The organism is Qipengyuania sp. GPGPB31, assembly GCF_038396345.1.
In the GTDB taxonomy this organism is placed as follows: Bacteria; Pseudomonadota; Alphaproteobacteria; order Sphingomonadales; family Sphingomonadaceae; genus Qipengyuania; species Qipengyuania citrea.
The window spans coordinates 1,188,952-1,214,252 of sequence record NZ_CP149572.1 but is presented as its reverse complement, the minus strand read 5'-3'; the positions used below and the strand labels follow the sequence as shown (position 1 = coordinate 1,214,252).

General features: G+C 66.1%; 26 protein-coding genes. 14 read left to right on the top strand and 12 right to left on the bottom strand.

Features of this window, described 5'->3' with window-relative positions; translation table 11 throughout:
* Positions 1-110: 110 nt before the first annotated feature.
* Complete coding sequence (locus WKH79_RS06210) at positions 111-608, top strand: glycine zipper 2TM domain-containing protein (protein WP_063512572.1); 498 nt, start codon at positions 111-113, stop codon at positions 606-608.
* 218 nt (positions 609-826) lie between these two features.
* A complete protein-coding gene (locus WKH79_RS06205) occupies positions 827-1,537 on the top strand; it encodes a hypothetical protein (RefSeq protein ID WP_341859935.1) in 711 nt (236 codons plus the stop codon).
* 11 nt (positions 1,538-1,548) lie between these two features.
* On the opposite strand, the gene astD is transcribed toward WKH79_RS06205, so the two are convergent.
* Together astD and WKH79_RS06195 are read right to left on the bottom strand one after the other, a co-directional pair.
* Complete coding sequence (gene astD / locus WKH79_RS06200) at positions 1,549-2,961, bottom strand: succinylglutamate-semialdehyde dehydrogenase (protein WP_050599313.1); 1,413 nt, start codon at positions 2,959-2,961, stop codon at positions 1,549-1,551.
* Positions 2,962-3,030: 69 nt separating this feature from the next.
* Positions 3,031-4,446, bottom strand: coding sequence for a YdiU family protein (locus WKH79_RS06195; protein WP_341859934.1), 1,416 nt, complete (start codon positions 4,444-4,446; stop codon positions 3,031-3,033).
* Positions 4,447-4,521: 75 nt separating this feature from the next.
* Between WKH79_RS06195 and WKH79_RS06190 the strand changes: the two genes are divergently transcribed.
* From WKH79_RS06190 to WKH79_RS06170, 5 genes are all read left to right on the top strand, one after another.
* On the top strand, positions 4,522-5,388 hold the full coding sequence (locus WKH79_RS06190; RefSeq protein ID WP_050599311.1) for an alpha/beta hydrolase: 867 nt from the start codon (positions 4,522-4,524) through the stop codon (positions 5,386-5,388).
* Positions 5,385-6,530, top strand: a complete 1,146-nt coding sequence (locus WKH79_RS06185) for a glycosyltransferase family 4 protein (protein ID WP_341859933.1) — start codon at positions 5,385-5,387, stop codon at positions 6,528-6,530. The genes WKH79_RS06190 and WKH79_RS06185 overlap by 4 nt, the downstream gene beginning before the upstream one ends.
* Positions 6,531-6,647: 117 nt before the next feature.
* Entirely contained in the window at positions 6,648-7,448 is an 801-nt protein-coding gene (locus WKH79_RS06180; protein WP_341859932.1) for a tetratricopeptide repeat protein, read from the top strand.
* A 42-nt stretch (positions 7,449-7,490) separates the two neighbouring features.
* Positions 7,491-8,831: a PQQ-binding-like beta-propeller repeat protein gene (locus tag WKH79_RS06175; RefSeq protein WP_050599308.1), complete on the top strand. Its 1,341-nt coding sequence runs from the start codon at positions 7,491-7,493 to the stop codon at positions 8,829-8,831.
* A 55-nt stretch (positions 8,832-8,886) separates the two neighbouring features.
* Positions 8,887-10,242, top strand: coding sequence for an isoprenylcysteine carboxylmethyltransferase family protein (locus tag WKH79_RS06170; protein WP_341859931.1), 1,356 nt, complete (start codon positions 8,887-8,889; stop codon positions 10,240-10,242).
* On the opposite strand, the gene WKH79_RS06165 is transcribed toward WKH79_RS06170, so the two are convergent.
* The 3 genes from WKH79_RS06165 to WKH79_RS06155 are packed head-to-tail and all read right to left on the bottom strand — an operon-like array spanning position 10,243 to position 12,733.
* The gene (locus WKH79_RS06165; RefSeq protein WP_050599306.1) at positions 10,243-10,545 is read right to left on the bottom strand and encodes a putative quinol monooxygenase; all 303 of its coding nucleotides are present in this window, start codon (positions 10,543-10,545) and stop codon (positions 10,243-10,245) included.
* 19 nt (positions 10,546-10,564) lie between these two features.
* Positions 10,565-11,935: a glutamate--cysteine ligase gene (locus WKH79_RS06160; RefSeq protein WP_341859930.1), complete on the bottom strand. Its 1,371-nt coding sequence runs from the start codon at positions 11,933-11,935 to the stop codon at positions 10,565-10,567.
* A 42-nt stretch (positions 11,936-11,977) separates the two neighbouring features.
* On the bottom strand, positions 11,978-12,733 hold the full coding sequence (locus tag WKH79_RS06155; protein WP_341859929.1) for a 16S rRNA (uracil(1498)-N(3))-methyltransferase: 756 nt from the start codon (positions 12,731-12,733) through the stop codon (positions 11,978-11,980).
* 117 nt (positions 12,734-12,850) lie between these two features.
* On the opposite strand from WKH79_RS06155, the gene ubiA reads away from it, so the two are divergent.
* The 5 genes from ubiA (at position 12,851) to WKH79_RS06130 (ending at position 16,332) form a co-directional block, all read left to right on the top strand.
* Complete coding sequence (gene ubiA / locus WKH79_RS06150) at positions 12,851-13,753, top strand: 4-hydroxybenzoate octaprenyltransferase (RefSeq protein ID WP_341859928.1); 903 nt, start codon at positions 12,851-12,853, stop codon at positions 13,751-13,753.
* A complete protein-coding gene (locus WKH79_RS06145; RefSeq protein ID WP_341859927.1) occupies positions 13,753-13,884 on the top strand; it encodes a hypothetical protein in 132 nt (43 codons plus the stop codon). Before ubiA ends, WKH79_RS06145 begins: the two co-directional genes overlap by 1 nt.
* Before the next feature lie 67 nt (positions 13,885-13,951).
* Positions 13,952-14,440, top strand: coding sequence for an rRNA maturation RNase YbeY (ybeY, locus tag WKH79_RS06140; protein ID WP_341859926.1), 489 nt, complete (start codon positions 13,952-13,954; stop codon positions 14,438-14,440).
* A 21-nt stretch (positions 14,441-14,461) separates the two neighbouring features.
* Positions 14,462-15,379, top strand: a complete 918-nt coding sequence (locus tag WKH79_RS06135) for a hemolysin family protein (RefSeq protein ID WP_341859925.1) — start codon at positions 14,462-14,464, stop codon at positions 15,377-15,379.
* A 68-nt stretch (positions 15,380-15,447) separates the two neighbouring features.
* The gene (locus WKH79_RS06130; protein WP_082847573.1) at positions 15,448-16,332 is read left to right on the top strand and encodes a LysR substrate-binding domain-containing protein; all 885 of its coding nucleotides are present in this window, start codon (positions 15,448-15,450) and stop codon (positions 16,330-16,332) included.
* Between the two features lie 15 nt (positions 16,333-16,347).
* Here the strand turns inward: WKH79_RS06130 and WKH79_RS06125 are convergent, their stop codons facing one another.
* The 7 genes from WKH79_RS06125 to WKH79_RS06095 form a co-directional block, all read right to left on the bottom strand.
* Positions 16,348-17,178, bottom strand: a complete 831-nt coding sequence (locus WKH79_RS06125) for a lysophospholipid acyltransferase family protein (RefSeq protein ID WP_341859924.1) — start codon at positions 17,176-17,178, stop codon at positions 16,348-16,350.
* A 58-nt stretch (positions 17,179-17,236) separates the two neighbouring features.
* On the bottom strand, positions 17,237-17,659 hold the full coding sequence (locus tag WKH79_RS06120) for a Fur family transcriptional regulator (protein ID WP_050600369.1): 423 nt from the start codon (positions 17,657-17,659) through the stop codon (positions 17,237-17,239).
* 71 nt (positions 17,660-17,730) lie between these two features.
* Entirely contained in the window at positions 17,731-18,171 is a 441-nt protein-coding gene (locus WKH79_RS06115; RefSeq protein ID WP_341859923.1) for a MucR family transcriptional regulator, read from the bottom strand.
* 117 nt (positions 18,172-18,288) lie between these two features.
* Positions 18,289-18,741, bottom strand: coding sequence for a GNAT family N-acetyltransferase (locus tag WKH79_RS06110; protein ID WP_050600316.1), 453 nt, complete (start codon positions 18,739-18,741; stop codon positions 18,289-18,291).
* The gene (gene tsaB / locus WKH79_RS06105; protein ID WP_341859922.1) at positions 18,741-19,349 is read right to left on the bottom strand and encodes a tRNA (adenosine(37)-N6)-threonylcarbamoyltransferase complex dimerization subunit type 1 TsaB; all 609 of its coding nucleotides are present in this window, start codon (positions 19,347-19,349) and stop codon (positions 18,741-18,743) included. Before tsaB ends, WKH79_RS06110 begins: the two co-directional genes overlap by 1 nt.
* 36 nt (positions 19,350-19,385) lie before the next feature.
* Positions 19,386-19,979 (bottom strand): malonic semialdehyde reductase, encoded by a 594-nt coding sequence (locus WKH79_RS06100; protein WP_341859921.1) that lies wholly within the window; start codon positions 19,977-19,979, stop codon positions 19,386-19,388.
* Positions 19,980-20,005: 26 nt separating this feature from the next.
* Positions 20,006-20,587, bottom strand: a complete 582-nt coding sequence (locus WKH79_RS06095) for a NifU family protein (RefSeq protein WP_341859920.1) — start codon at positions 20,585-20,587, stop codon at positions 20,006-20,008.
* A 99-nt stretch (positions 20,588-20,686) separates the two neighbouring features.
* Between WKH79_RS06095 and WKH79_RS06090 the strand changes: the two genes are divergently transcribed.
* Both WKH79_RS06090 and WKH79_RS06085 read left to right on the top strand, forming a co-directional pair.
* A complete protein-coding gene (locus WKH79_RS06090) occupies positions 20,687-23,626 on the top strand; it encodes an insulinase family protein (protein ID WP_341859919.1) in 2,940 nt (979 codons plus the stop codon).
* 123 nt (positions 23,627-23,749) lie between these two features.
* A complete protein-coding gene (locus tag WKH79_RS06085) occupies positions 23,750-25,123 on the top strand; it encodes a 3-deoxy-7-phosphoheptulonate synthase class II (protein ID WP_063506232.1) in 1,374 nt (457 codons plus the stop codon).
* Positions 25,124-25,301: the final 178 nt, after the last annotated feature.

Below are 25,301 nucleotides of genomic sequence, written 5' to 3'. Positions count from 1 at the left end.
TTTTTCGAAAGCTGACGGCGTGGTTGCATACGGTTCAGGTTTGGCGGCCTAAAGCTTAACGGCATCGCAGGGCCTCCCCTCCTGCCTCTGCGCTCAGAAAGGAATAAACTATGCTCAAGTCTTTCCGGAATGCTTCGATGGCCATCGCCGCGGCAGGCCTCGCCTTCGCCATGCCGGCCAGTGCGGCGCCGGCGATGCACACCAACAGCGGCGCGCACGCAGCGGTTACCGGAGACTTGACCTTCGATCACAAGCGGCAGCGCGGGCATCGGCACGACCGGGATCGCGATTACCGCGATTACCGTGATTACCGGGGCGGGGGTGACTATCGCGGCGGCCAGTCGCGTCCCTATTACATGGGTTACGATCGCGGCTACGGCCAGCCGGTCCGCGCCAACACCCGCGTCTGGCGCGGAAACGACGGGCGTTATTACTGCAAGCGCGACAATGGCACCACCGGCCTGCTGGTCGGCGCGGGCGTCGGCGCACTGCTGGGCCATGAAGTCGCAGGCCAAGGTGGCGATCGCACGCTTGGCGCCATCCTCGGCGGGGCGGCGGGCGCACTGCTCGGCCGGTCGATCGACCGTTCGCAGACCCGCTGCGGCTGATGTGAATTTGCGTTTCGGCCGTGCCCACCCACGGCCGGACAGCGCGGCTCGCCACCGGGTCGTGCGGGCGTCGTCTGTCCTTCCCTTGCGGGGAGGCGGGCGGCGCCCTTTAGCTTTTCAAGCCGGCATGTCCCGCTATGGTGCAGCGCCTCCGGTCGGCTGGCAAAGTGCGGCACTTGCTGCGTAGGACAGTCGCGTTCCCAAGTTGAGGTCTATCGATGAACCGTCGCCTGCTCGTCTCTCTCGTTCCTGTTGCCCTTTTGGCTAGTTGTGGTGACAGGAACGAGGATGAGGCGGCAGGCGACGCCATGGACCCGGCGAGCGAACAGGCGCTGAACGACGAGCTATCGTCCGATCCCGATCTGGCCGGACGGAACGAAGCCAATGCCGCGCTGTCGGGCACCGGCAATGCCGCGATCCCCAATATCGACAAGTCGCCCCGCGCGATCGAGGCTGCGCGCAGCCGCGCCGCCGAACTGGTAGGCGGGCGCAGCGAACTGGTTTCGCCGCCGACCGCCAAGACGCTGGGCGACGACAATGCACCGAGCGCGGCAATGGTCGCCGCTGCCCGCGCCGCGGTTTCGCCGGGCGGCGAGAATTGCGGCGAGAAGGTCGACTACACCTCTGCCTGGGCGGCCAAGCTGCCCGCCGCCTTTCCCGTCTATCCGCGCGGCAACACGCAGGAAGCGGCCGGAACCGACGAAGGCCAGTGCGCGCTGCGCGTGGTGTCCTTCCTGACGCCGGTCGCGCTCGAGGAAGTGCTTGCCTTCTACTACACGCGCGCACGCGCCGCCGGCTACAATGCCGAACACACCAAGAGCGCGGGAGACAACATACTCAGCGGGACCAAGGGGCGTTCGGCCTATGTGGTCTATGCGCGACGGCTGCCGCAGGGCGTGACCGAGATCGACCTCGTCACCACCGACTGACCGCAGCGCGGTCAGCTTTCCCGGATACCGACCCCGATGCTCGCACGGGGTTGCTCCATCTCGTTGCTGGCGACCGGATAGGCGCAATAGTCCGCCGCATAGAACGCCGCGGGCCGGTGGTTGCCTGACAGGCCGACGCCGCCGAACGGTGCGGATGAGGATGCCCCGTTGGTGGGGCGGTTCCAATTGACGATGCCGGCGCGGATCTCGGTCCAGAAATGCTCGAAATCGGCAGGCTTGCCGCCGATCAGCGAGGCCGAAAGGCCGTAGCGCGTATTGTTCGCTTCATAGATCGCCGCGTCGAAATCGGGCACGCGGATCACCTGCAGCAACGGGCCGAACAATTCGATGTCGGGCCGGTCGTGGATCTCGGTCGCGTCGAGGATCGCGGGTGACAGGAAGGGCAGCGATTCGTCGCGCCGCTTCATGTGCATGATCGGCGTGCCGCCCCGGCTCATCAGCGCAACGAAGCTTTCGGACAGCAGGTCGGCGGTGGAATTGTCGATCACGCAGCCCATGAAGGGCTGGGGTTCGGCAAAAGGCTCGTCGACGATCAGCTTCTCGGTCAGCGCCTTTACCGCGGGCACGATCTTGTCGAACATCGAATCGACCACGATCAGCCGGCGCGCTGCGGTGCAGCGCTGGCCGGCGGTGGTGAAGGCGGACTGGACGATCGTTGCCGCCGCATCCTCGATCTTGGGCGTATCGAGCATGACGATGGGGTTGTTGCCGCCCATCTCCAGCGCGACGATCTTGCCCGGATCGGCGGCCAGCTTGCGGTTGATAGCGATGCCCGCGCGTGCCGAACCGGTGAACAGCACGCCATCGACCATCCAGTGCTCGACCAGGGCCTGCCCGACCTCGGCCCCGCCGTGGATGCATTGCACCACGCCTTCGGGCACCTTGGCCTCATGAAAGCAGCGGGTGAGGAATTCGCCCACTGCCGGGGTTTTCTCGCTCGGCTTGAAGATCACCACATTGCCTGCGATCAGCGCGGGCACGATGTGGCCGTTGGGCAGGTGGGCGGGGAAATTGTACGGCCCCAGCACGGCCATCACTCCATGCGGCTTGTGGCGCAGCGCGGCAGTGCCCTGCAGCGCGCTGTTGAGCTTTTTCTGCCCGGTGCGCTCGGCATAGGCGGTGATCGAGATCTCGACCTTGCCGATGACCGCTTCGACCTCGGTGCGCGCTTCCCACAGCGGCTTGCCGGTCTCGCGCGCGATCAGCTCGGCGAAGGCATCGCCGTGCTTGCGGACTTCATTGGCGAAACGGCGCACGAATTCGATCCTGCGGCCCAACGGTTCGCGCGACCATTGCCGCAGCGCCTTGCGCGCGCGCTCGATCGTCTCGTCGACATTGCCCGCCTGGCCGCGCCAGATTTCCTTGCCGGTCGCGGGTTCGGTTGAGACCAGTTCGGTCGTCATGGCGTATGCTTATCCTGTTCTGCGCCTCGGAATGTGCCCTAGGTGGGAGGTTGCGGGCGCTGCGTCAATTCAAGTTGCACTCTCGGCCGGGCGATGCCCTGCGGGTTGCGGGGGCGGACCATGCGCGGCGCCCATTTCGCGCAGCGCGGCCACCTTGTCGGCCAGCGGTTGCCAGTCGTCGTTTTCGGCGATGGCTGCCCAGATGGTCTCGACTTCCTCGATCAGCATCGATTGCGGACCGCCGCCATTCCAGTAGGGGTGCGCGCCAGCGACCGGCTCATAGCCTGCGAACGCTTCGGCCAGCGATCCCTCGGCCCCGCGGCCGCCGCGGTGCGCGAAAAAGAACGCATCGGGCGCGGTACCGCTGTCGCTCAGCGCCTTTTCGCAGGCCGCGACGAGGCGGCCGTCGGCCTCGGGTCCGCGGCTGGCGACGCCCAGCCTCCAGCACCAGCGCCGCCCGATCGCTTCCATGTAGAGCGGGCCGAAGCGTTCCATCGCGGCAATCAGCGGCGGCGCATCGGCAAGCAGCCGCAAGGCCACCGCCAGCTGGCCGCAGTTCCAGTGCAGCGCCTCGGGCTGGCGGCCGAAGGCGTAAAGGCCCTGGTGGTCGAAATAGGCCGCAGTGAAGCCCGGATCCCATCGCGGCAGGAAACGCCACGGGCCGTAGTCGAAGCTCTCGCCAGAGATGTTCATGTTGTCGGTGTTGAGCACGCCGTGGACAAAGCCCGCGACCATCCAGCTGGCGGCGAGATCTGCCAGCCGTTCGACCACCAGATGCATCAGCCGCACTGCCTGGTCCTCGCGTCCCGGGGCGTCTTCAGGCGGTGGCGGGCCGGGGAATTGCGCCAGGCAGTAGTCGACCAGCTGCGCCATGTGGGCGCGCTCTTCGAGGGCGAGCAACCGCTGGAAAGTGCCGATCCGGATGTGGCCATGGCTCAGCCGCGTCATCACTGCCGAGCGGGTGGGGCTGGGTTCGTCGCCGCGGGTCAGTGCCTCGCCGGTCTCGACCACGCTGAAGGTTTTCGAAGTGTAGACCCCCAGCGCTTCGAGCATCTCGGTGGCAAGGATTTCGCGGACCGCGCCCTTCAGCGTCAACCGGCCATCGCCCCGGCGGCTCCACGGCGTCTGCCCCGAACCCTTGGTGCCCAGGTCGAGCAACCGGCCATCGGCATCACGCAGCTGCGCGTATAGGAAGCCGCGGCCGTCGCCGATCTCGGGGTTGTACACGCGGAACTGGTGGCCGTGATAACGCAGCGCCAGCGGCTGCGGCAAGTTGCCGGCCAGCGGTTTGAACCGGCCGAAATGGCGGAGCCACTCGGCGTCGGACAAGTCGTCCAGTCCCACGGTCGCGGCATACCGCTCGTTGCGGAAACGCAGTTCGGTCTTCGGGAAATCCGCCGGTTCGACTGCATCGCCGATCCAGTCGGCCAGCGTTTCGATCGGCGTGTCGGGGCGATAGCTCGCGGCTTGCGGTTCGGCGCGCATCCAGCGATAGTGGGCGGCATGTCGGCCCGATACAAGGGCACCAACGCCAAGCGACCAAGGTTTTCTCCGCCCCATATGGATAACAGCTACACCGACCGTCACTGGCAGAGCCCCGACGGCCTCACCCTCCGCTTCCGTGACTACGGCAGCGCTACCGGGCGTCCGCCGGTAATCTGCCTCCACGGGCTGACCCGCAATGCGCGCGATTTCGAGGACCTGGCCCCGCATATCGCGGCGCAGGGCTGGCGCGTGCTGGTGCCGACGATGCGCGGACGCGGCGACAGCGATTACGCCGAGGAACCGGCCAGCTACCAGATCCCGACATACACCGCCGACCTGCTGGCGCTGCTCGAGGCCGAGGCGATCGATCGTTTCGTGTCGGTCGGCACCTCGATGGGCGGGCTCATCACGCTGGCGCTGGCAGCCCAGCAACCCGATCGGATCGCGGGCACGCTGCTGAACGATGTCGGGCCCGTTATCGAGACCGCGGGGCTCGATGCGATCAAGTCCTATATCGGGCAGGGCCGCAGCTTCCCCACCTGGATGCATGCCGCGCGCGCGCTCGAGGAAGTGCACGGGCCCGCCTTTCCGGGCTATGGCACGCAGGAATGGATCGCGATGGCCAAGCGCACGCTGACGCTGTGCAACAACGGCCGGATCGCATTCGATTACGACATGAAGATCGCCGAACCGATCCTCGCGGCGGACGATGCGGCGGTCCCGCCCGATCTCTGGCCGGCCTACGACCGGCTGGCGCAAAAGCCGCTCGCGCTGCTGCGCGGCGAATTGTCGCAATTGCTGTCGGCGCAGGCCTTCGCCGCCATGCAGCAGCGGGCCCCGCAGGCAATCGCGGCCACGGTGCCAGGGGTCGGCCACGCACCCACGCTCGATGAGCCCGAGGCGCGCGCCGTGGTGGATGCATTGCTGGCCCGCCTCGCATGAACCGGGCGCGCCGCGGCGTGGTGCCGCACATCCTCCATCTGCACTCGACCTTCGCCCCGGGCGGGAAGGAATTGCGCACCGTCCAGCTGATCAATGCCTTTGCTGCCAAGGCACGGCACACGATCGTTTCCGCCGAACCTGCGCAGCTGGGCGCGGCCGCACGGATCGCGAAGGGATGCGATGTGCGCATCCAGCCGGAATTCCCCAGCCTGAAAGGCTGGCCCCTGCCGGGCCGCCTGCAGAAGATCGCCCGGGCGATGAAGGGCTATGATCTGGTCTGCACCTACAATTGGGGCGCGATGGATGCGGTGATGGCGCACACATTGTTCAAGGATGTGCATAGCCTGCCGCCGCTGATCCATCACGAGGACGGCTTCGACGAAAGCGAGCTGAAGAAACTGAAAACCAGCCGCACCTGGTTCCGCCGGATCGCGCTGGGACGTGCATCGGGGCTCGTCGTTCCTTCCGAACGGCTCGAGGAAATCGCGCTGGTCGACTGGCAGCAACCGCTGGGCCGGGTGAAACGCATTCCCAATGGCATCGATACCAAGGGGTTCGCCATGCGTCCGAAGAAGGATGCACTGCGGCTGATCAAGCATCCGGGCGAACACTGGGTGGGCACGCTGGCGGGGCTGCGAACGGTCAAGAACCTGCCGCGGCTGGTACGGGTGTTCAACGATCTGCCCGAAAACTGGCAATTGGTGATTCTGGGCGAGGGCGAGTCGCGCGATGCGATCCTGGCCGAAGCCGATCGGTTGAGGATCAACCACAGGGTCCATGTGCCCGGGCCGGTAAGCGATCCGGCGCGGGTCATCGGCCTGTTCGACATCTTCGCGCTGTCGAGCGATTCCGAGCAGTTCCCGCTGTCGGTGGTCGAGGCGATGGCCGCGGGCCTGCCGGTGGTCGCGCCTGCAGTGGGCGACATTGCCGACATGGTGTCCGAGGCTAATGCGGAATTCATCGCGCCGCCGGGCAATGAAGAGGAATTGCGCATGGCGCTGGTCCAGCTGGCGGTGTCGAAGGACCTGCGCCGCGAGGTCGGTGAAGCCAACCGCGCCAAGGCAGTGGCGCAGTTCGACGAAGCCAAGATGGTCGCGACCTATCGCCGCCTCTATTCGAGCGCGATGGGCCTTGAGCTCTAGGCGCTTTAAGCCGCCGTTCACGCGGGCGGGGACAGGCAGTCCCGACCATTGCCCTTGTCCGCGCCTGTCCGTAAAGAGCCGCGCAAACCGACCCCTTTCCAGATGGAGCCCGCCGCTGTGGCCCTGACACCCAAGAACGAACTGTCCCGCGAAGAAAAACGCGCCAAGCAGGAAAGCGCACAGCAGGAAGCGCTGCTGCGCGAAGTCGACGACGCCGTGCGCCAGAGCGACGCCCAGGCGTTCCTCGACCGGTGGGGCAAGCCCCTGCTGGGCCTGATCATCCTCGCGCTGGTGGCGTTCGCCGGATATCTCTACTGGGACAGCCGTCAGGAAGCCGCGATGGAACGCGATTCCGAAACGCTGGTCGGCGCGCTCGACCAGATCCAGGCGGGCAATCTCGACAGCGGTTATGACCGCCTCGAGGAACTCGCCGCGGGCGAAGGCAGCGGCGCGGCGGTTGCAGCCAAGCTGATGCGTGCAGGCATTGCCGAACAGCGCGGCGATAACGACGAGGCCTCGGCGCTATTCAAGCAGATCGCCGCCGACGACGGTGCGGCGCCCGCCATGCGCGACCTTGCGCGGTTGCGCGACGTGGCGCTCAATTACGACGCGATGGACAGCGCCGACATCGTCGCTGCGCTCAAGCCGCTGGCGACCCCCGGCAAGCCGTATTTCGCCAGCGCTGGCGAGCTGGTCGCACATGCCTATCTCGATCAGGACAAGCGCGCCGAAGCCGGTGCCCTGTTCGCGCAGATCGCCAAGGATCAGACCGCGCCCGAAAGCGTGCGGTCGCGCGCCCGCCAGATGGCTGGCGTGCTCGGTGTCGATGCGATCGAGGACGTCGAAGCGCTGCTCGCAGAGCAAGGGGTCGAACGCGAAAGTGCCGCAGGTGAAGACGCCGCGGTCGCAACCGAATAGGGCAGGCTGCGGCCCGCCACCAGATACGGAACGAGGACACAGATGAACCGCACAATCCTATCGCGTACGGCATGCGCCGCTGCCCTGGCACTCGCGCTGGGTGCCTGCAGCGGCGGCCTGTTCGGCGGCGGCGACAAGAAGGTCACCCCCACGCTGGGCGATCGCCAGCCGATCCTGTCGCGGATCGAGACCGGCGCCAAGGTCGACCCGGCGCTGGCCACCGTGTCGATCGTCCTGCCCCCGGCGCAGGTCAATGACAGCTGGGCGCAGGCGGGCGGCAATGCGGGCAAGTCCTATGGCCATCTGGCCTTGGCGAGCGACCCGTCGCGTGCCTTTACCGTCGATATCGAAGGCGCCAGCCAGCGCCGCCGTTTCGGCGCGGCACCGGTCGTCGGCGGCGGCATGCTGTTCGCGGTCGGCAGCGACGGCGTGGTGTCGGCCTTCGACGCGGCGACCGGCGCGGCGCGCTGGAGCTACAACCCCGGCGTCGAGAGCGCGCTGAGGGATTCTGCTTTCGGCGGCGGCGTCAGCTATGCCGACGGCAAGGTCTACATGACCGACGGCGTGGGCGATGTGGCCGCGCTCGACGCGGCAAGCGGATCGGTGGTGTGGAAGGTGCGCCCCTCGGGCCCGCTGCGCGGATCGCCCACGGTGGCGTTCGGCTCGGTCTTCGTGATGACACAGGACGACCAGATTTTCGCGCTTGATGCCGCCGATGGATCGGTACTGTGGCAGGACACCGGTTCCTCGACGCAGGCCGGCGTGTTCGGCGTGGCCGCGCCTGCCGCCGCGCAGGGCACGGTGATCGCGGGCTACAGTTCGGGCGAACTGATCGCGCACCGGTACGAAAATGGCCGGACGCTGTGGGCCGATGCGCTCGCGCTGACCTCGATCTCGACGCAGGTCGGTTCGCTGACCGATATCGATGCCGACCCGATCATCGACAATGGCCGCGTTTACGCGCTGGGGCAGGGCGGCCGCATGGCGGCTTACGAACTGGTGACCGGGCAGCGGATCTGGGAACTCAACCTCGCAGGCATTTCCACTCCGGCAATCGCGGGCGAGTGGATCTTCACGCTGACCGACGATGCGCGCCTGCTCGCCATCGCCCGTTCGACCGGCAAGGTACGCTGGCTGACCCAACTGCCGCGCTGGCGCGACGAGAAGGACAAGAAGGGCCCGATCTTCTGGTCGGGACCGGTGCTTGCCGGGAACAATCTGTGGGCGGTCAGCTCGGAAGGCGAAGTCTACCGCATCAGCAGTGCGGAAGGTTCGGCCAGCCTGTTCACCGACCTCGACGAGCCGGTTTCGCTGGCCCCGATCGTAGCGAATAACACGCTTTACATTCTCGACGACAGCGGCCGGATCACTGCGTTCCGCTGATCGTCGTGCTAGCATGACCCGCCTGTTAACCATTCCGGGCTAACGAGGGGAGGTCATGAGCGCGCCTGCAACAGCACCCGCCGCGCGGCCGAAGAGCGATGTCTCCGCGGCCGTGGGGCTTGTTGGCCTCGCCGGGCTGCTGGCCTGGGTCGCTTTCGCGCGCGCCTTTCCGGCGATCGCCGAAACCTTCGACTGGGCGGTCCCGCGCGATACGCTGGGCGGGCGCAGCTCGGCGCTGGTCGGCCTGCTGGCCGCAGCGCTGCCCATGGCGGCGTGGTCGATCTTCGTCGAAAAGGTGCATTTGCGACCCTCGACGGGTCTCGACTGGTCGCTGCCCGCACGCCGCGAGCCCGACCGCGCGGTGACCTGGGTAAAGCTGGCCGGCCTGTGGGCGACCTGGGCAATCATCGCTGGCCTCTATTGTCTGTGCCGCTGGTACTGGGACGGGCAATATCTCTTCTCGATGCAGGTCCTGGCCTACGCGGCCTTTCCGCTGGTCGTACTCTCGCTGCTCTATGTCCCGTGGCTCGACAGGGCGCTGGTCGAGCCGCGCGATCATGCCTGGCACTTCGGCGCCATGCTGTTGCTGCGTCCCGGCTGGGACGCGCGAGAAGTCCTCAGTCACTGGCGCGTATGGATCATCAAGGCCTTCTTCACGGCCTTCATGGTCTCGATCGTGCCCTTTGCCTTCCATACCATCGTGACGGCCGATTTCGGCGAAGTTGCCGCGCGTCCCGAACGCATCGCGCTGACCATTATCGAGGCGATGTTCATGATCGATGTCATGATCGGGACGGTGGGCTATATCGTCACCATGCGCCCGCTCGACGCGCATATCCGCTCGGGCAACCCGCTGCTGGCGGGCTGGGTGGCGGCGCTGATCTGCTATCCGCCGATCGTCTGGGGCATCCTCGGCAATGGCCGGGCGATCAATTACGAACAGAACACCGCGGGTTGGGTACACTGGATGGCCGGGAACGACACGCTGCTGGCGCTATGGGGCGCCCTGCTGGTCGCGCTCACCGGGGTCTACGCATGGGCGACCTTCGCCTTCGGCCTGCGGTTTTCCAACCTCACCTATCGCGGGGTGCTGACCAATGGCCCGTATCGGTTCACCCGCCACCCGGCCTATGTGTCGAAGAACCTGTTCTGGTGGGCCGCGGTCCTGCCCTTCCTCGTGACCAGCGGCTCGCCGGTCGATGCAATCCGCAACAGCTTCTTCCTTGTGGTGGTCAACGCGATCTATTTCTGGCGCGCCAAGACCGAGGAAGCCCACCTGCTGGCCGAGGATCCCAAATACCGCGAATACCACGCATGGATGGCGCAGAACGGGCTGCTCACCGCGCCGCTGACGCGGATATGGAACCGGGTCAGGCCGCAGCCCGCAATCGCGCCGCAACCGGCGGAGTAATCAGCGCAGCGGCTGTCCCTCGTCGGTGTCGTATATGCGCAGATCGCTGGCCTCGGGCGGGTTCGCCCCCATGAACTCCTGAAACGCTGCCATGTGGTCGGACTTGCCATGCGCATCGAGCGCCGCCTGGTCGCGCCAGCGTTCGAACAGGATCAGCGTGTCGGGATCGGCGAGGTCGCTGGCAAAGGCATAGTCGATGCAGCCGTCCTCGGCGCGGCTGGCGCGGACCATTTCGACGATCGCCTTGCGCGTGGCAGCATCGATCGAGCGTCCCAGCCTGATTGTACCGTTGATCTGGATCATCGCTGTTCTCCCACGCTTCTCAGAAGCTGTACTTGTAGATGCGGTCGATATCGCCGCCCCATTCGCCGTTATAGCGGTCGAGCATGACCTGCGCCGGAACCTTGCCCGTGGCCACGATTTCGTCGAGCGTTTCGAGGAAGCCGGTCTCGTTGTCGCCCGATGAATTGAGACGGCCCCGCGCGGCGAGTCCCGCACGGGCGATTGCCATTACTTCCCTCGCCAGATCGTGCAGCTTGCCGCCACCGGGGATGGGCGCATCGAGCGCGAGCCGCGGCACCGCGTTGCGCAGTTCCTCGCGCTCTTCCATCGTCCAGTGCTTGATCAGGTCCCACGAGGCATCGAGCGCGGACTGGTCGTAAAGCAGGCCGACCCAGAAGGCGGGCAGCGCGCAGATCCGGCTCCACGGACCGCCATCGGCGCCGCGCATCTCGAGAAAACTCTTCAGCCGCACTTCGGGGAAGGCGGTGGACAGATGGTCCCACCAATCGCTTTCGGTGGGCTTTTCGCCGGGCAGGATTTCCAGTTTCCCGTCGAGAAAATCGCGGAAGCCGAGGCCGGCGGCATCGAGATACTTGCCGTCGCGGAAGACGAAATACATCGGCACGTCGAGCATGTAGTCGACCCAGCGTTCATAGCCGAAGCCGTCTTCGAAGACGAAGGGCAGCATGCCGGTCCGGTGCGGATCGGTATCGCTCCAGATATGGCTGCGATAGGACAGGTAACCGTTGGGTTTCCCTTCGGTGAAGGGGGAGTTGGCAAACAGCGCGGTGGCCAGCGGTTGCAAGGCCAGCCCAGTGCGGAACTTCTGCGCCATGTCGGCCTCGCTCGAATAGTCGAGATTGACCTGGATGGTACAGGTGCGCAGCATCATGTCGAGGCCCAGGTTGCCCACTTTGGGCATGTGCCGCATCATGATGTCGTAGCGGCCCTTGGGCATGACCGGCAGTTCCTCGCGGGTCTTGTCGGGCCACATGCCGAGGCCAAGGAAGCCAACCCCGCACCGTTCGCCGATTTCCTTCACCTGCGCGAGGTGGCGGCCGGTCTCGGCGCAGGTATCGTGCAGGTTTTCCAGCGGCGCGCCCGACAGCTCGAGCTGGCCCGCGGGCTCGAGGCTGACGGTTCCGTCAGAACCGCGCATGGCAATGACCTTGCCGCCTTCCTCGATCGGCTCCCAGCCGAACTCGCGCAGCGACAGCAGGATGTCGCGGATGCCGCCTTCTTCTTCATAGGACAGCGCGCGGTGGTCCTTGCTGCCATAGACCAGTTTTTCGTGCTCGGTACCGATCCGCCAGTCGGCCTTCGGCTTTTCGCCGCGCTGCATCGGGGCAACCAGCTGGTCGCGGCTTTCGATAATGGGGTCCTGTGCCCCCGATGTCTCGCGCGTGCTCATGGCGCGTGGCGATAGGCAAGGCGGCCGTGCGTGAAAAGGAAATTAATCTGCGTCCAGCCAGTCGCCCGCTTCGGCCATCCACACCGCCATGCCGGCAATAGCCGCAGTTTCGCCGCGCAGGATGCGGGGGCCGAGGCTGATCGCGACCGATGCGGGATGCGCGCGGATGGCTGCGCGCTCGGCGTCGTCGAACCCGCCCTCGGGGCCGACCAGCAGCGCGGCGGGCCCCTCGGCATAGCAGAAGGCATCGGCGGCCGGCTCGCCGCCTTCCTCGTCAGCGAAGAACAGGTGGCGATCCTGCGGCCAGTCACGCAGCAAGGCATCGAGCCGGGTCGGTACCGCGACTTCGGGCAGCGCGGTGCGTGCGCATTGTTCGGCCGCCTCGGTCACGATCGTGGCCGCCCGCTCGGCATTGAGCTTGTCGGCCACGCAGCGCCGCGTAAGCACCGGCGCAATCCGCGCCGCGCCCAATTCGGTCGCTTTCTCGAGCACGAGGTCGAAGCGGTCCTTCTTGAGCAAGGCCGGGCACAGCCAGAAATCGGGCACCGCTTCGCGCGGCCGCTGGTGGTCGCGCGGCTGCAGCACGATGCGGCGTTTGCCTGCTTCGATCACTTCGGCGGCCCATTCACCCGTCATGTCGTCGCACAGGATTACCGCATCGCCGGGGGCGACGCGCATGACCTTCGACAGGTAATGCGCCTGATTTCCCTCGATTCTGACCGGCGTATCGGCCGACAGTTCCTGCTCGACGAACAGACGCGGAGCGCTCTTGGGCGGCCAGGCGGGAGTAGCGGGCATGGCTCCTCTAATCACATCCGCCATTCGGGCGAAAGCCGGGATCGGGGTGCTTTCCTAAAGAAGGTCCACGGCGATCCCGGCTTTCGCTGCGATGGCGAGATTGATAGGGCCGGCGCGATGAATGAAACCGTCGTCCCCGACAGCGAACACCGCGGGCTGGTGGCGCGCCTCCCGCAACTGCCGCGCGACATGGCGCAACTCGCGCGGTTCGACCGGCCGATCGGCTGGTGGCTGTTGTTCTGGCCCTGCGTCTGGGGCGTGTGGCTGACCGGCGCGGGCTGGCAGCTGGGGCTGCTCGCGTGGCTGCTGCTGGGGGCTATCGCGATGCGCGGTGCGGGCTGCGTCTACAACGATATCGTCGATGCCGAGCTCGACCGGAAAGTCGCCCGCACCGCTTCGCGCCCGGTCGCCAGCGGGCGTATCTCGAAGAAGCTCGCATGGGCATGGCTGCTGGCGTTGTGCGCAGCCGGGCTGCTGGTGCTGTTGCAACTGCGCCCGCTGGCGCAGGGGGTGGCACTGGGCAGCCTCGCGCTGGTCGCGGCTTATCCCTTCATGAAGCGGGTCACCTGGTGGCCCCAAGCCTGGCTCGGACTGGTTTTCACATGGGGGCTCTTGGTCGGATGGACGCAGCTGCGCGCCGACAATTGGGACGCGCTCGCCGCGATGTATGCAGGCGCAGCGCTGTGGGTGATCGGCTATGACACGATCTATGCGTTGCAGGACCGCGAGGACGACGCGCTGGTCGGCATTCGGTCGAGCGCGCTGCGTCTCGGCGGGCATGTGCAGGGCGGGGTGGCGCTGTTCTATGCCGGTGCGGTCACGCTGTGGGCGCTGGCCTTCTGGCTCTATCGCGCGGATTGGGTAGCGCTCTTGGCGCTGTTGCCTGCTGCCGCACATCTGACCTGGCAGGTCGCCACGCTCGATGCCGAGGATGCCGGCAATCCGCTTGCCCGGTTCCGCGCCAACCGCTGGGCGGGGGCGCTGGTCGCGGCGGCCTGCTTCGTCGTGGGCAACGCCTGATGTGCAATCTGTACCGCATGACCAAGAACAAGGACGAGGTCGCCAAGTGGTTCGATGCGATCGACGACCTGGCAGGCGCGAATTTCGGTGCCGAAGTTTCGGCGCATTTATTGGCGCGGCGGTGGACCTGATCGAGCCATGAGGGACCCAAAACAGGCGGGATCCCCGCCTGCGCGGGGATGACGAAGGATTAGAACGGTGGATTTCGACATCGACATCGACGGCTGGCCCGCGGACGTGGAGTGGGATGCGCTGACCGTGCGCGCGCATGCGGCGCTGGGCACTGTCGAGCCCGCGCTGCACAATCCGCGGCTGACCGCTTCGGTGCTGTTTACTTCGGATGAGGAAGTGCACGCGCTCAACCGCGAATGGCGCGGCAAGGACAAGCCGACCAATGTGCTGTCGTTCCCCATGCTCGAGCGCGAGGACCTGCTCGACCTTGCACCCGAGGGGCCGCCCGAAATGCTCGGCGACATTGCGCTGGCCGCCGGCACCTGCGCGCGCGAGGCAGCGGAGAAGGGGGTGCCGCTGGAAACGCATGCGACGCACCTGCTCATACACGGTTTGTTACACCTTGCCGGGCACGATCACGTCGATTCGGACGTACAGGCCGAGGCAATGGAGGCGTTGGAAATCGCAACGCTTGCAAAACTGGGTATCGGCGACCCATATGGGGACCGCAATTGACTGGAGTACACTGGTAGGGCCATGCCCGATTCTTCATCACCCGCGGGAGACGCGGAGAGTAGCAGCGGGCTGATCCTCGCTATCCGGAAATTCTTCGACCCCGATCACGGCGAACGCTCGCTGCGTGCGCAGCTCGAAGACGCGATCGACGAGCACGAGGACGAGAACGGCGAGGATACGCCCGAACACAGCGGCACGGGCGACCTGTCGCTGGTTGAACGCCAGATGCTGCGCAACCTCCTGCATTTTTCCGAGCACGACGCCGACGATGTCGCGGTACCGCGCGGCCAGATCATCGCGATCGAGGCCACGGCGAGCTGGGACCAGCTCGTCGAGACCTTCGCCGAACACGGCCATTCGCGCATGCCGGTTTATCGCGAGCAGCTCGACGATGTGATCGGCATGATCCACATCAAGGATGTCTTCACCATCCTCGCGCGCGGCGAGACCCCGCCGGGCGACTGGACGGTGCTGCTGCGGCAGCCGCTCTACGTCCCGCAGACCCGCAACGCGCTCGACGTGCTGGCCGACATGCGCGCGCAGCGCATGCATCTGGCCATCGTGGTCGATGAATTCTCGGGCACCGACGGCCTCATCACGATCGAGGATCTGGTCGAGGAAATCGTCGGCGAAATCGAGGACGAGCATGACGATGCGCCCGAGCAGTGGATCGTCGATATCGGCGGCGGCATGTGGGATTGCGACGCGCGTGCCGAGCTCGAGGATGTCGCACGGCAGGTCTCGCCCGCGATCGTCGAAGTGGAAGAATCGGTCGATACGCTGGGCGGCGTGGCCTTCGTCCTGGCCGAGCAGGTGCCCGAAGTGGGCCGCGTGCTCGAACACCCCAGCGGCTGGCGGATCGAGGTAATCGACGGCGATGAAACGCATGTCACGCGGCTACGGCTACATGCGCCCGACCTGGCTGCCACGCCGGGGTGAGGTGAGTTGCAGATTTCTGCACATTCATGCTCGACAGGTGCGTTTGACGCTCATAGCATGCAACGGTCATGGCTACCCGGCGACTTCCCCCTCTTCGCGCCCTCGAGGCTTTCGTGCGCACTGTCCGACTGGGCTCCGCGCGTGCCGCGGCAGACGAACTGGGACTGAGCCCTTCGGCGCTGTCGCGCCGGATCGGCAATCTCGAGGACTTCGTCGGCAAGAAGCTGTTCACGAGGGCGCGGCAGTCGATGCAGCTGACCGATGACGGGCATGCCTTCTTCGAAGCGGTGAACCCGCAGCTCGAAGCGCTGGCGCGCGCAGTCGAAAGCCAGTCGGAAAACCTGTCGGTCCTGCGCCTGCATCTGGGCGTCCTGCCGCTGTTCGGCACGCAGCGCCTGTTTCCGCGGCTGGCCGAACTGCGCGAACGGCATCCGCTGCTGCATATCGACATCGATACCGGCGCGCATCTGGAGGACCGGGTGGGCGATGTGCTCGACGCGGCGATCATCCTGTCGCGGGGGCCCTCGCGCGGACTGCACGCGGTCCGGCTCGACTACAACAAGGTCCACGCGATTTGCAGCCAGGACCTGGCCGCCAAGATCGGGGATGAGCCCGATGCCGAAGTGCTCGGTCGCCAGACGTTCCTGATCCACAACGAGCTGCCCGAAAGCTTCACTGCGTGGCGGGCCGAGATCGGCCTGAACGATTTCGAGCCGGCGGCGATCGATCATTTCGATTCGGGCCAGATCATGCTCGAGGCGGCAGCGCAGGGATTGGGCATCGCGATCATGCACGACGACCACATGCGCCGCGCTGCGGACAACCGTCTGGCGACGCTGTTCGGTGCGGATGTCGAAAGCCCGTACAGCTATTGGTTCGTGTGCAAGCCGACCGCGCTGGAAGAGCGCCCGGTGCGGCTGTTCCACGACTGGCTGGTCAAGGCCGGGCTCTAGCGCAGGTCCGCGCCTTCAGGTCTCGTCCAGCGCCGGCGCGGTGTAGCGGATCGCTGCGACCGTATGGCGGAAATCGCGCAAGGGTTCGTCCAGCGTCGCGCCCAGTTCCTGCTCGATTTCCAGGCGTGCCTGCGCCGCGATTGCCTTGCGCCCGCGATAGTCTTCGGGGCTGAACGGTTCGAGATAGGTGATGCGAAGCGGGAAGCTGCCCTTGCGGCCCATTACGCGCATGGCGTTGTTGACCCCGCCTTCCTCGCCGATCCAGCCAATGAATTCGGCCACGTCGCCGTAATCGAGCACCACGGGCTGGACGAGCACGCCGGCGGGCGGCGGTTCGAGCACCGACAGCATCGAGCTCTTGAAGGGCAGCAGCGACCGGCCGTCGGTGGTGGTGCCTTCCGGGAAGACGGTGACCGACCAATTGTCGGCCAGCGCCTCCTTCAGCGCGTTGATCTGCTGGGCCACGCCCATCCGGTTCTCGCGCTTGACGAACACCGTGCGGTTGAGCCGGCACAGCCAGCCGATAACGGGGACCTGCGACAGTTCGAACTTGGCCACGAAGGCGGTTCCGGTGGCGCCGGCCAGCGCGAGTATGTCGATCCACGAGACATGGTTGGCGATGAAGAACACATCGCGCCGTAGCGGTGTCCCGTGGATTTTCACGCGCGCGCCAATGATCCAGGCGGTGTAGCGGAGGAACAGCATGGGGAAGGGCGACCCATAGGCGAACACGCGGTAGAGGTAGTGCAGCGGCACGCAAACCAGCAGCCCCAGCAGGATGCCCAGCGTCCGCAGGACGAAGCGCACCCATTCGCGCGGGGTCAATGGAGTGGTCTCGCCGCGCATCGCGGCAAGCCTGCGAGCGGATAGGGCGGCGAGGCGACGCTCGGCGTCGGCGCGATCGCTATCCTTCGCGGTCGAGACGGACGCCATAGAGTTCCAGCCGGTGGTCGACGAGGCGGTAGCCCAGCTTGGCTGCGATCTGCTTCTGCAGCGCCTCGATCTCGGGGTCGACGAATTCGACGACCTTGCCGGTTTCGACATCGATCAGGTGGTCGTGATGCGCTTCGGGTGCGGCTTCGTACCGTGCGCGGCCATCGCCGAAATCGTGGCGGTCGAGAATGCCCGCCTCTTCGAACAGCCGCACGGTCCGGTAGACCGTGGCGATCGAAATGCCCGAATCGATCTTGTTGGCGCGTTCGTGCAGCAGTTCGACATCGGGGTGGTCGTCGCTCTCGGACAGCACGCGCGCAATCACGCGGCGCTGTTCGGTGATCCGCAGGCCCTTGTCGGCGCACAATTGTTCGAGATCGATCTTCTGATGCACAGTCATTTCCAAATAAAACGCCCCCTACCCTTATCGGGCGGGGGCGTCTTGCTCAAGGCGAACCGGAAGCCTCAGGCTTCCTTCTTCTTGCGGCCGCGCTTCTGGCCGGGCTTGCGGCCCAGTCCGATCTTGACCGCAAGATCGCGGCGCGTGGCGGCATAGTCGGGAGCGACCATTGGATAGTCGGCGGAAAGGTTCCAGCGAGCACGATACTCTTCGGGCGAAAGACTGTGCTCGGTCGACAGGTGCCGTTTGAGCATTTTCATCTTCTTGCCGCACTCGAGACAGGCGAGATGGTCTTTCTTCACCGACGAACGGATAGAAACGGCGGGTTCGGGAGTTTCTTCCACCGCAGCATCGCCGATGTCGAGACCGGACAGGGCCGAATATACATTCGAAATAAGCGTGGGCACGTCCTCGACGGAAACACTGTTGTTGCTCACGTGCGCGGCAACGATGTCCGACGTCAGCGTGATGAGGGTTTCAGCCATGTCGGTATGGAATTCTTCCATCAGGATACCTTCTATATTGTGGTAAACACTTAGGTTTGCGACCCCGCGTGGGCGCCATTGTATAAAATGGACAAGAAATTGCAACAATTGTTGGCAATTCTGACTTTTGGCGCGTTTTTACAACTTTCGCGCGAAGGTAATGGCGTCCAGTTTCGCGCCATCCAGCGTCCGGTAATAGGCCGGTCGGCGGCCGATCGGCTCGAAACCGCAGGCCCGATACAGGCTTTCCGCCGGGTTGTTCGCGCGCATTTCGAGGAAGACGCGGTCTGCGCCGCCGTCACGCGCGCGCCTGGCGAAGGTCTCGATCAGGAACCGGCCGAGCCCTCTCCCGCGCATTTCCGGGCGGACGCCGATCAGCAGCAGTTCCTCTTCGCCCGGCGCCCGCCGAGCGAGGATGAAACCCGCGGCCGGATCGCTGCCGTTCGCGAGCTTCACGCTGGCGTCGGCGAGAATGGCGTAAGTGTGCGGCATGGCCAGCGAGTTGGCGACCTGCTGGCGGGTCCAGGCTTCGCGCCAGTGCGGGTCGAACGCCGCTTCCATCACGGCCATCAACTGGTCGAGCTGCTCCATTACCCCGGCAGCTTCGCATCGGGCGGGCGGCCGTAGAGCGGCGCCAGATTATCGGTCAGCAACGCATCCGGCAGCGCGAGCGCGTGGCGGGCGTCGGGCAGCTCGACCACGCTGGGCTCGATCTGCGCCAGTTCGCCCAGCGCTGCTGCCTTCGACCCGGCGATCAGCGGATGCGCCGCCCGCGCCGCAGCGGCCTTGGGTGCGAGCGAGGCGACCGCGCTTGCGGGCATGGCGCCCGCATCGAAATCTTGGACGAACCATTCGCCGTGCCCGCCGGTCATGCACACAGTAACCGGATTGCCCGCTTCGCCCCGCGCGATGGCCGCGACCAGTGCCAGCGTGGGATAGCCCCGGACTTGCGCGTGCCAGGCGATGCCCAGCGCCCGCGCGACTGCGAGACCGATCCGGACCCCGGTGAAACTGCCCGGCCCCAGCGACACGCGGATTTCCTTGGCGCGACCCTTGCCCGGCAGTTCGGCGATCATCGGAACGAGCCGTTCGGCATGGCCGCGGCCCAGCACCTCGTGCCGGGCATCGAGCAGCGTGCCGTCATCGAACAGCGCGGCCGAACAGGCTTCGGTCGCGGTTTCTATCGCCAGAATGCGCATCAGCGCCCACTGCCCCAGCGCAAACCGGTCTGCAAGTCAGTCGATACGGTTGAACTTGTCGAAATCGGGCCGCGGGCTGCGATCGAAAATGCTTTTCGGATCGCCGTGCCCGATCGCGCAGATGAAATTGCTGCGATGGCGCGGCTGGTCGGCGAAGAACGCCTTGTCGACCGCCTCGCTGTCGAAGCCCGACATCGGTCCGCAGTCGAGCCCGAGCGCCCGTGCGGCGATCATCAGATAGGCGCCCTGCAGCGAGGAATTGCGGAACGCGCCTTCCTTGCGGCCGTCTTCATCGCCGTCGAACCAGCTCTTGGCGTCGGTATGCGGGAACAGCCAGGGCAGTTCCTCGTGGAAATCGATATCGTAGCCGATGATCGCGACCACCGGGGCCGAGGTGATCTTGTCCTTATTGCCGTCGGACGCGCAGTCGGCCAGCTTGGCCTTGGCCTCGGGCGACTTGGCCCAGACGACGCGCGCGGGCTGCATATTGGCCGAGGTCGGCGCCATCTTGAGCAATTCGTAGATCGCGTGGATCTCGTCATCGCTCACCGGCTGGTCGAGCCAGTCGTTGTAGCTGCGGGCTTCGCGGAAGATGAGGTCGAGCGCGTCGGCGGAAAGGGTATCGGCCAAGAGGTTTGTCCTTCGCTTCGTGGAATTCAGGCGGCGCGGACTTCAACGACCTCGGGGACGTAATGTTTCAGCAAACCTTCGATGCCGTGCTTGAGCGTGGCGGTCGAGGAGGGGCAGCCCGAACAGGCACCCTGCATCTGCAAGTGGACGACGCCGTCGCGGTAGCCGCGGTACTGGATATCGCCGCCATCGCCCGCCACTGCGGGCCGAACGCGCGTTTCGAGCAGTTCGTTGATCTGCGCGATGATGTCGCCGTCTTCCTCGCGTTCGTCGACAAGCATGCCTTCGTCTTCGGGCGGAACCGCAATGCCGCCGGCGGTGCCGGGCACGAACAGCGGTGCCTGCGCCACGAAATGGTCGAGCAGGATCGCGAGCACCTGTGGCTTGAGATCGCTCCAGCTGACGCCGGGCACGGCGGTCACGGTGACGAAATCGCCGCCGAAGAACACGTTCACGACTTCGCCCGTATCGAAGATCGCCTGCGCCAGCGGGCTGGCCTCGGCGGCTTCGGGGGTGGCGAATTCGCGCGTGCCCTGCTGCATGACCGGCTGGCCGGGCAGGAACTTGAGGCTCGCGGGGTTGGGGGTGGTTTCGGTCTCGATGAACATGCCAGCGATGTAGGGAGGCGGGCGGTCCGGGGCAAGGAAGGAACGCTTGTCCGCGACATTCACCTAGCCTTCACGCATCGCCTGCCTATATGCTGAACCATGACCGATTTTACGCGCGCCTTGCGGCGTCTCGCGCTCATCCTTCCCGCCGTGTTGCTCGCTCCGCAGCCCTTGTTGGCGCAGGAGCCGGCCCCGCCGACCCCGCAGCATCTGACCCCGGCCGGCGGGACGCCGTGGATCTACGAAGGCAGCGACGTCCCCCGCGACGAGGAATGGATTTTCGGCGAACTGCCCAACGGGTTGCGCTATGCAGTGCGCAGCAATGCCGTTCCGCCCGACCAGGTCTCGGTCCGCGTGCGGATCGATGCGGGTTCGCTGCACGAGGACGAAAGCGAGCTCGGCTATGCGCATCTGCTCGAACATTTGCTGTTCCGCGAAAGCAAATATCTCGGCCCCGCAGAGGCGATCCCTACCTGGCAGCGGCTGGGCGCCACCTTCGGCAGCGATACCAATGCCGAAACCAGCCCGACGCACACCGTCTTCAAGCTCGACCTGCCCAATGTCGACGCGGGGAAGCTGGCCGAAAGCATGAAGCTGTTGTCGGGAATGGTCCGCAGCCCGGTGCTGAGCGATGCCAATGTCCAGGCCGAAGTCCCGATCGTGCTGGCCGAGAAGCGCGAGCGCGGCGGGCCCGCCGAACGCGCGGGCAACGCCAGCCGCGAAGTGCTGTTCGCCGGCCAGCGGCTGGCCACCCGCAGCCCCATCGGCACCGAGGCCACGCTGGGCGCGGCCACCGGCGCAAGCGTGTCGGCCTTCTATCGCCGCTGGTACCGGCCCGAAAACACCGTGGTGGTGGCCGCAGGCGATATCGACCCGCAGCAGCTGGCTGCCGAGATCGAAGCGTGGTTCGGCGACTGGGAAGGCGAGGGTGCCCTGGTGCCCGCGCCCGATTTCGGCGATCCGGTCGCCCCCGCGGGCGCCGACCCGACCAATCCGGTGGGCGAAATCGGCGTGGTGGTCGAACCCGACCTGCCGCGCAGCTTCACTTATGCAGTGATGCGGCCCTGGCGCCCGGTACAGGACACCGTCGCCTACAACGAAGGCCTGCTGCGCGACGCGTTGGCGCAGGCGCTGATCAACCGGCGGCTCGAATCGCGCGCCCGGGCCGGTGGCAGCTATCTCTATGCCCAGGTGTCGCAGGACGATGTCAGCCGCTCCGCCGACATGACCTTCGTCAATTTCGCGCCGCTCACCGGCGACTGGAAATCCGCGCTCGACGATATACGCGGGGTCATTGCCGACGCGCTGGCGACCCCGCCGTCGCAGGAAGAGATCGATCGCGAGCTGGCCGAGTTCGAGATCGTCTTCACCAGCCAGGTCGAACAGCGCCGGGTGCTGCCGGGACCGCGGCTGGCCGACGACATCGTCAACGCGGTCGATATCCGCGAGGCGGTCGCCGCGCCAGAAACCGTGCTGATGGTGTTCAACTCGATGCGCGAGACGATCACCCCCGAACGCGTGCTCGAGCATACCCGCGCGCTGTTTGCGGGCGATGTGATCCGCGCCGCCTACGTCACGCCCGAAGCCGGCGAGGCGAGCGAAGCGGCGATCCGCGCCGCGCTGGGCGAAACCATTGCCGCCGATGCCGAGGCCCGCATCACCGCGCAGGCAATCGCGTTCGACGACCTGCCCGCAGTGGGCGAACCGGGCGAAGTGGTGGCGCAGGCGCCGATCGGCGTGCTCGACATCGAGCAGGTCGAATTCGCCAATGGCGTCAAGGCGATCCTGTGGGCGAACGATGCCGAACCCGGCCGCGTTGCAGTGAAGGTGCGGTTCGGCACAGGCTATCGCGCCTTCGCGCCCGACGAGGCGGTCTATGCCAACCTCGGCTATGCCGCGCTGATCGGCTCGGGCATCGGCGAGCTGGGGCAGGAAGAGCTCGACGTGCTCGCCACGGGGCGCAAGTTCGGCTTCGACTTCCAGACCGGCGACGGCGCCTTCAGTTTCTACGCGCAGACCCGCGAACAGGATCTGGAAGAACAGCTTTATCTTTTCGCTGCGAAGCTGGCGATGCCCGGCTGGGATCCCAACCCGGTGATCCGCGCGAAAGCGGCGGGCAAGCTCGCTTACGAAAGCTATGGCGCCAATCCGAACGGCGTGCTGCAGCGCGACCTCGAATATCTCCTGCGCGATCAGGACCCGCGTTTCCAGACCCCCACGCCCGCGATGTTCGATGCCGCGACACCCGCGGGCTTCCGCGAGGTGTGGGAACCGCTGCTTGAGCAGGGGCCGGTCGAAGTGCTGGTGTTCGGCGAATTCGACAAGGCCGCCACGATCGAAGCGCTGCGCAAGACGTTCGGCGCGCTCGACCAGCGCGAGACCGCGCCCGCAGAGGTTCTCGAACGCGCGATCGACTTCCCCGACGCGGGCGAGACGGTCATCCGCCGCCATCGCGGCGATGCCAATCAGGCCGCCGCGGTCATCGCCTGGCCCAGCGGGGCCGGGGTCGACGGGCTGCGCGAATCGCGCCGTCTCGAAGTGCTGGTGTCGCTGTTCAACAACCGGCTGATGGAAGCGATGCGCGAACATGCCGGCGCCAGCTATTCGCCCGTCGTACGGTCCGACTGGCCCAGCGATGTCGACAGCGGTGGGCGCATCGCCGCGCTCGCGCAGCTGCGACCCGAGGACGTGCCGGTGTTCTTCGCCGAGGCCGAACGCATCGCGCAGGAACTGGCCAGCACGCCGGTAGGCGAGGATGAATACAACCGCGTGGTCGAACCGCTGCGGCAGTATGTCAGCCGCGCATCGACCGGGAACCTGTTCTGGCTCTACCAGCTCGAAGGCGCGACCGTGGACCCGCGCAGCATTGCCGACCTGCGCTTCCTGCTGGCCGATTACACGCAGACCGATCCGGGGGTGTTGCAGGCGCTGGCGCAGAAATACTTCGGTTCGCGCGCGGGCTGGCGCCTCGCAGTGCTGCCCGAGGGACAGGAACTGGCCACCGCGAGCGGACCAGCCAGTGCCGGCGAAGGGCGCTGATTCCGCTTACTGCAATCGCCCTTTTACGCTGGCCAAGCAAATGCTGCTTGCGACATGATGGGCGCTCGTCTGCTACAGACGGGCAATCAGGCGCCATTCCCGGCGCCGCAACCGGAAGATACCATGGCGACCAATTGGGCACCCGATAGCTGGCAGGGATACGAGGCAAGGCATTTGCCCGACTATCTCGACAAGGCCGCGCTCGAGGCTGCGACCACCACCCTCGAAACGCATCCGCCGCTCGTGTTTGCGGGCGAAGCGCGCGCGCTCAAGGCCGATCTCGCCGAAGTCGCCGAGGGCCGCGCCTTCCTGCTGCAGGGCGGCGATTGCGCCGAAAGCTTCGCCGAATTTCACCCCAACAACATCCGCGACACCTTCCGGGTGCTGCTGCAGATGGCGGTGGTGATGACCTTTGCCAGCAAAAAGCCGGTGGTGAAGGTGGGGCGCATGGCGGGGCAGTTTGCCAAGCCGCGCAGCTCGAACACCGAAACGCAGGGCGAGGTCACGCTGCCGAGCTATTTCGGCGACAACATCAACGGCATCGAATTCGACGCCGCGACGCGCACCAACGACCCGCAGCGCATGGTCCGCGCCTATTCGCAGGCTGCTGCCACGCTCAACCTGCTGCGCGCCTTCGCCACCGGCGGCTATGCCAATCTGCGGCAGGTGCACCAGTGGACGCTCGAATTCATGGGCCGCAGCCCGTGGGCGGACAAGTTTTCCGACATTGCCGACCGGATCGGCGAGGCGCTTGATTTCATGGAGGCATGCGGGGTCGATCCGCAAGTGCTCCCGCAATTGCAGCGCACCAGCTTCTACACCAGCCACGAAGCGCTGCTCCTACCTTACGAGCAGGCGCTGACCCGCCGCGACAGCCTGACCGGCGACTGGTACGATTGCTCGGCGCATATGGTGTGGATCGGCGACCGCACCCGCTTCGAAAACAGCGCGCATATCGAATTCGCGCGCGGCATCGGCAATCCGCTGGGGATGAAGTGCGGGCCGAGCCTGGAAACTGATGCGCTGCTCAAGCTGCTCGACACGCTCAATCCGGCACGCGAACCCGGCCGTATCACGCTGATCAGCCGGTTCGGCCATGACAAGGTCGAGGACGGCCTGCCGCGGCTGGTGCGCGCGGTGAAGGCGGAAGGCCATCCCGTCGTGTGGAGCTGCGACCCGATGCACGGCAATGTCGTCAAGTCAGACAGCGGCTACAAGACGCGGCCCTTCGACCGGATCCTGTCCGAAGTGAAGGGTTTCTTCGCCGTGCACCGCGCCGAAGGGACGCATCCGGGCGGTATCCATATCGAGATGACCGGGCAGGACGTGACCGAATGCGTCGGCGGCGCGGTGGCTATCACCGACGAGGCGCTGAAGGACCGGTATCACACGCATTGCGATCCGCGCCTGAACGCCGCGCAGTCGCTCGAACTGGCCTTCCTGATCGCGGAAATGCTCAACGAGGAACACGGGATCCGGCAGGCTGACGCCGCCTGAAACCGCCGCTTCGCGCGGCCGGTGGGGAACCGCCCCGGCCGCGCGGCATTGTTCGGGAATGCGCGACAGGCGATTGTACGGACACGGTTTTATACCCACGGCCTTTAAACCGAAATGGATTTCGGCCATGATGGATCATGGTCGCCAGCGTCCGGTGACTGCTACCTAGGGGGGACCG

What these genes read in the sequence shown, in the direction of transcription:
- WKH79_RS06210 (WP_063512572.1), top strand. Translation starts at nt 111, where the DNA reads ATGCTCAAGTCTTTCCGGAATGCTTCGATGGCCATCGCCGCGGCAGGC.
- WKH79_RS06205 (WP_341859935.1), top strand. Translation starts at nt 827, where the DNA reads ATGAACCGTCGCCTGCTCGTCTCTCTCGTTCCTGTTGCCCTTTTGGCT.
- astD (WP_050599313.1), bottom strand. Translation starts at nt 2,961, where the DNA reads ATGACGACCGAACTGGTCTCAACCGAACCCGCGACCGGCAAGGAAATC.
- WKH79_RS06195 (WP_341859934.1), bottom strand. Translation starts at nt 4,446, where the DNA reads ATGCGCGCCGAACCGCAAGCCGCGAGCTATCGCCCCGACACGCCGATC.
- WKH79_RS06190 (WP_050599311.1), top strand. Translation starts at nt 4,522, where the DNA reads ATGGATAACAGCTACACCGACCGTCACTGGCAGAGCCCCGACGGCCTC.
- WKH79_RS06185 (WP_341859933.1), top strand. Translation starts at nt 5,385, where the DNA reads ATGAACCGGGCGCGCCGCGGCGTGGTGCCGCACATCCTCCATCTGCAC.
- WKH79_RS06175 (WP_050599308.1), top strand. Translation starts at nt 7,491, where the DNA reads ATGAACCGCACAATCCTATCGCGTACGGCATGCGCCGCTGCCCTGGCA.
- WKH79_RS06170 (WP_341859931.1), top strand. Translation starts at nt 8,887, where the DNA reads ATGAGCGCGCCTGCAACAGCACCCGCCGCGCGGCCGAAGAGCGATGTC.
- WKH79_RS06165 (WP_050599306.1), bottom strand. Translation starts at nt 10,545, where the DNA reads ATGATCCAGATCAACGGTACAATCAGGCTGGGACGCTCGATCGATGCT.
- WKH79_RS06160 (WP_341859930.1), bottom strand. Translation starts at nt 11,935, where the DNA reads ATGAGCACGCGCGAGACATCGGGGGCACAGGACCCCATTATCGAAAGC.
- WKH79_RS06155 (WP_341859929.1), bottom strand. Translation starts at nt 12,733, where the DNA reads ATGCCCGCTACTCCCGCCTGGCCGCCCAAGAGCGCTCCGCGTCTGTTC.
- ubiA (WP_341859928.1), top strand. Translation starts at nt 12,851, where the DNA reads ATGAATGAAACCGTCGTCCCCGACAGCGAACACCGCGGGCTGGTGGCG.
- WKH79_RS06145 (WP_341859927.1), top strand. Translation starts at nt 13,753, where the DNA reads ATGTGCAATCTGTACCGCATGACCAAGAACAAGGACGAGGTCGCCAAG.
- WKH79_RS06135 (WP_341859925.1), top strand. Translation starts at nt 14,462, where the DNA reads ATGCCCGATTCTTCATCACCCGCGGGAGACGCGGAGAGTAGCAGCGGG.
- WKH79_RS06130 (WP_082847573.1), top strand. Translation starts at nt 15,448, where the DNA reads ATGGCTACCCGGCGACTTCCCCCTCTTCGCGCCCTCGAGGCTTTCGTG.
- WKH79_RS06125 (WP_341859924.1), bottom strand. Translation starts at nt 17,178, where the DNA reads ATGCGCGGCGAGACCACTCCATTGACCCCGCGCGAATGGGTGCGCTTC.
- WKH79_RS06115 (WP_341859923.1), bottom strand. Translation starts at nt 18,171, where the DNA reads ATGGAAGAATTCCATACCGACATGGCTGAAACCCTCATCACGCTGACG.
- WKH79_RS06110 (WP_050600316.1), bottom strand. Translation starts at nt 18,741, where the DNA reads ATGGAGCAGCTCGACCAGTTGATGGCCGTGATGGAAGCGGCGTTCGAC.
- tsaB (WP_341859922.1), bottom strand. Translation starts at nt 19,349, where the DNA reads ATGCGCATTCTGGCGATAGAAACCGCGACCGAAGCCTGTTCGGCCGCG.
- WKH79_RS06095 (WP_341859920.1), bottom strand. Translation starts at nt 20,587, where the DNA reads ATGTTCATCGAGACCGAAACCACCCCCAACCCCGCGAGCCTCAAGTTC.
- WKH79_RS06090 (WP_341859919.1), top strand. Translation starts at nt 20,687, where the DNA reads ATGACCGATTTTACGCGCGCCTTGCGGCGTCTCGCGCTCATCCTTCCC.
- WKH79_RS06085 (WP_063506232.1), top strand. Translation starts at nt 23,750, where the DNA reads ATGGCGACCAATTGGGCACCCGATAGCTGGCAGGGATACGAGGCAAGG.